This window comes from Lysobacter xanthus (genome assembly GCF_047159895.1).
Window position 1 is genome coordinate 1 of record NZ_BAAGAB020000128.1, and the last position, 2,719, is coordinate 2,719.

Consider the following 2,719-nt stretch of genomic DNA (forward strand, 5'->3'; position numbering starts at 1 on the left):
GCCACGCGGCGATGCGCGAGTTCCGCAAGCTCGGCCGCGGCACGCTGATCAACATCGCCTCGATGCTCGGCCGCACGCCGGCGCCGTACTACGCGTCGTACTGCGCGACGAAGTACGGAATCATCGGCCTCTGCGATGCGCTCCGGCAGGAAGTCGCGGCGCAGGACGTTCCGGAGATCCGCATCTGCGCGGTGCTGCCGATGGCCGCCGACACGCCGTTCTTCGACCATGCGGCGAACTACACCGGCCACACGCTGCAGCCGTTCCCGATCACGGATGCGCAAGAGGTCGTCGAAGCGATCGTCGGCGTGGTGGAGACCCCGCAGGACGAAGTGACCGTCGGCATGTCGGCCGCCGCATCGGTGATCGCCGAGCGCCTCGCCCGGTCCGTGACACACGGGGTGACCGGCGCGATGGAACAGTACATCCAGATGGAACAGGCACCGGAGGCGCCGATCGAGGCCGGAAACCTGCATCGGCCGATCGCGATCGGTACGGGCGTGCACGGCAGCATCCTGCAGCGCCTCGACATGGAACGGCAGCGCCCGAGCCACTGACCCGAAGGAGATGGATCGATGAACACACGGGATTCCGGAAACGAAGAGAAGGCCGGCTACGGCGCCGGCAGCCTGGTCGGCAGCGATCGTGCCGGCCTCCAGTCGGCGATCGAGGCGCAGCAGGCGGTGGACGAGGCGCGCCGTCGCGCTGCGGGCGGCGGCGACGAACAGGTCCCCGACCACGACACGGGCATTGGCGCGCGAGACCGCGCCGACGTGGGCGCCGGCGCATCGCCGCCAGCGGGATCGACCTCGGGTACGCGCGCGTCGGCGGGCCGCAGCGACGTCGACCGCGACCCGCGGGACGGCGGCAACAGCCTGCAGGACTGAACGCGGCCGGCCGTCCGGGCTCGCGAAGCGCGGCCCGGGCGTGCAGACTGCGCGCCCTGCCCCGGTCCGTCGCCATGCCCGTCTCGTCTCCTCCGCGCCATCCCCGCCGCCGCCCCGACGGCCGCGATCGCGGGCTTCCTGCCGTCGCGCACCTGCTCACCGGGGATGGCCGCATCGTCGGCGGCATCGCGCGACGCGCCGACGACTTCGCGCTGGTGATCGGCGGCCGCGTCATGACCGCGACCGACAGCGCCGGCATGGCGATCGCGATGCTGCGGCACGCGCGGGTGATGCTCTCGACCGACGAGGTGCCGCTGTCGATGCGCATCTCCGCCGCACTGGAAAGCCCCGCCGCGGCCGAAGCGCAGGACGCCGGCCTCGACCTCGAGGCCTACCTGCAGGTGCTCGAAGCCGAACGGCTCGAGCGTGCCGGCGAGCGCGAGGCCGCGTCGCGGCCCCAGTAAGGGTTCACGTGCCCGACGCGCGCGTCGCGCGACTCTCCGCGACACGACCGCGGACGATCCATGCCCCAGGAAAGCGCCGGAATCCTGCTCTATCGCCGCCAGCCCGACGGGCTGCACGTGCTGTTGGCGCATCCCGGCGGGCCGTACTGGCATGCGCGCGACGAGGGCGCCTGGAGCATTCCCAAGGGCGGGCCGAACGACGGCGAAACCCCCGAGCAGACGGCGCGGCGCGAGTTCGAGGAAGAACTCGGCATGCCCGCACACGGCGCGCTGCAGCCCCTCGGGCGACTCCGGCAGAAGGGCGGCAAGTGGGTCGAGGCCTTCGCGATGGAGGGCGACTTCGATCCCGATCGGCTCAACAGCCTGATGTTCCGGATGGAATGGCCGCCGCGCAGCGGGCGCTTCAGTGAATTTCCGGAGGTCGACCGCGCGCGCTGGTTCGAGCTCGACGAGGCGCGTCCGATGATGCTCGAGAGCCAGCGTCCGCTGCTCGATCGGCTCGATACGCTCATCAACGGCGGCCCGCTGATCTGATCAGCGCAACTGGCTGTCCTTGCTGCCGCGCCGGTTGTAGGCGCTGAATCCGCGCTCTTCCGCGTCCAGGGCTTCCTGGCAGGCCACGCACAGCCGCACGCCCGGCAATGCCTCGCGACGCGCTTCGGGGATCGGTGCCTCGCACTCCTCGCAATGGCTGCGGCCCGGACCCTGCGGCAACCGGCTCCGCGCACGGCGGATCGCGTCGCCGACCGTCGCGTCGATCTGGTCCTGCACCGCCCCGTCGCCCGCCCAGCCCGTCGCCATTGCTGCACCTCCGCTGGAGGGAAGCATAGGACCGCTCCGGTGAACGCCGCGACCATCGACGGGCCCGCAAGCGGCCGTGGGCTCGTGCAGAATCGAGGCAACCGCCGTGGAGACCGCCGTGCGCCAGCTGCTCGCCCAGATGTCCCGTTCGATCGACGAGGCCCGCACGCTCGAGGCGCTGGCCCGGCCGCTGCTCGACATGCTGCAGTCGCTGACCGGGCTCGAGTCGGTGTTCCTGACCTCCGTGGACACGCAGGGCGACCGCCAGCGCGTCCGCTTCGTGCGCAACGCCGGGGGCCTGCGCATCGAGGAAGGCATGACGGCGTCGTGGCGCGACGCGCCCTGCCGCCGTGCGATGGATGAGGGCCGCACGCAGGTCGACGATGCGGCCGAGCGCTGGGGCGACATCGACCTCGTGCGCATGCTCGACCTGCGCACGTTCGTGAGCGTGCCGGTGCGCACCGGCGACGGCGCGCTGTACGGCACGCTGTGCTCGGGGCGAGCCTGCTGCTCGGAATCGAGGTCAGCCTTTCGGTGCGGAGCTTCGACGAGGAGCTCGACCAGGAA

The 2,719-nt window shown here is 71.6% G+C and carries 6 protein-coding genes; 5 read left to right on the forward strand and 1 reads right to left on the reverse strand.

The window, feature by feature from the left end; genetic code table 11:
- The 4 genes from ACY35P_RS15280 to ACY35P_RS15295 all read left to right on the forward strand — a co-directional run.
- Positions 1-557 (forward strand): SDR family NAD(P)-dependent oxidoreductase (locus tag ACY35P_RS15280; protein WP_462116691.1); only part of this gene is annotated, 557 nt, incomplete at its 5' end.
- Between the two features lie 18 nt (positions 558-575).
- Entirely contained in the window at positions 576-887 is a 312-nt protein-coding gene (locus ACY35P_RS15285) for a hypothetical protein (RefSeq protein WP_462116692.1), read from the forward strand.
- A 74-nt stretch (positions 888-961) separates the two neighbouring features.
- Positions 962-1,351: a hypothetical protein gene (locus tag ACY35P_RS15290; protein ID WP_462116693.1), complete on the forward strand. Its 390-nt coding sequence runs from the start codon at positions 962-964 to the stop codon at positions 1,349-1,351.
- Between the two features lie 60 nt (positions 1,352-1,411).
- Positions 1,412-1,885: an NUDIX hydrolase gene (locus ACY35P_RS15295; protein ID WP_462116694.1), complete on the forward strand. Its 474-nt coding sequence runs from the start codon at positions 1,412-1,414 to the stop codon at positions 1,883-1,885.
- Here the strand turns inward: ACY35P_RS15295 and ACY35P_RS15300 are convergent, their stop codons facing one another.
- Positions 1,886-2,152, reverse strand: a complete 267-nt coding sequence (locus ACY35P_RS15300; RefSeq protein ID WP_462116695.1) for a DksA/TraR family C4-type zinc finger protein — start codon at positions 2,150-2,152, stop codon at positions 1,886-1,888.
- Positions 2,153-2,270: 118 nt separating this feature from the next.
- On the opposite strand from ACY35P_RS15300, the gene ACY35P_RS15305 reads away from it, so the two are divergent.
- A partial coding sequence (locus ACY35P_RS15305; protein ID WP_462116696.1) for a GAF domain-containing protein occupies positions 2,271-2,719 on the forward strand: 449 nt, incomplete at its 3' end.

What these genes read in the sequence shown, in the direction of transcription:
- ACY35P_RS15285 (WP_462116692.1), top strand. Translation starts at nt 576, where the DNA reads ATGAACACACGGGATTCCGGAAACGAAGAGAAGGCCGGCTACGGCGCC.
- ACY35P_RS15300 (WP_462116695.1), bottom strand. Translation starts at nt 2,152, where the DNA reads ATGGCGACGGGCTGGGCGGGCGACGGGGCGGTGCAGGACCAGATCGAC.
- ACY35P_RS15295 (WP_462116694.1), top strand. Translation starts at nt 1,412, where the DNA reads ATGCCCCAGGAAAGCGCCGGAATCCTGCTCTATCGCCGCCAGCCCGAC.
- ACY35P_RS15290 (WP_462116693.1), top strand. Translation starts at nt 962, where the DNA reads ATGCCCGTCTCGTCTCCTCCGCGCCATCCCCGCCGCCGCCCCGACGGC.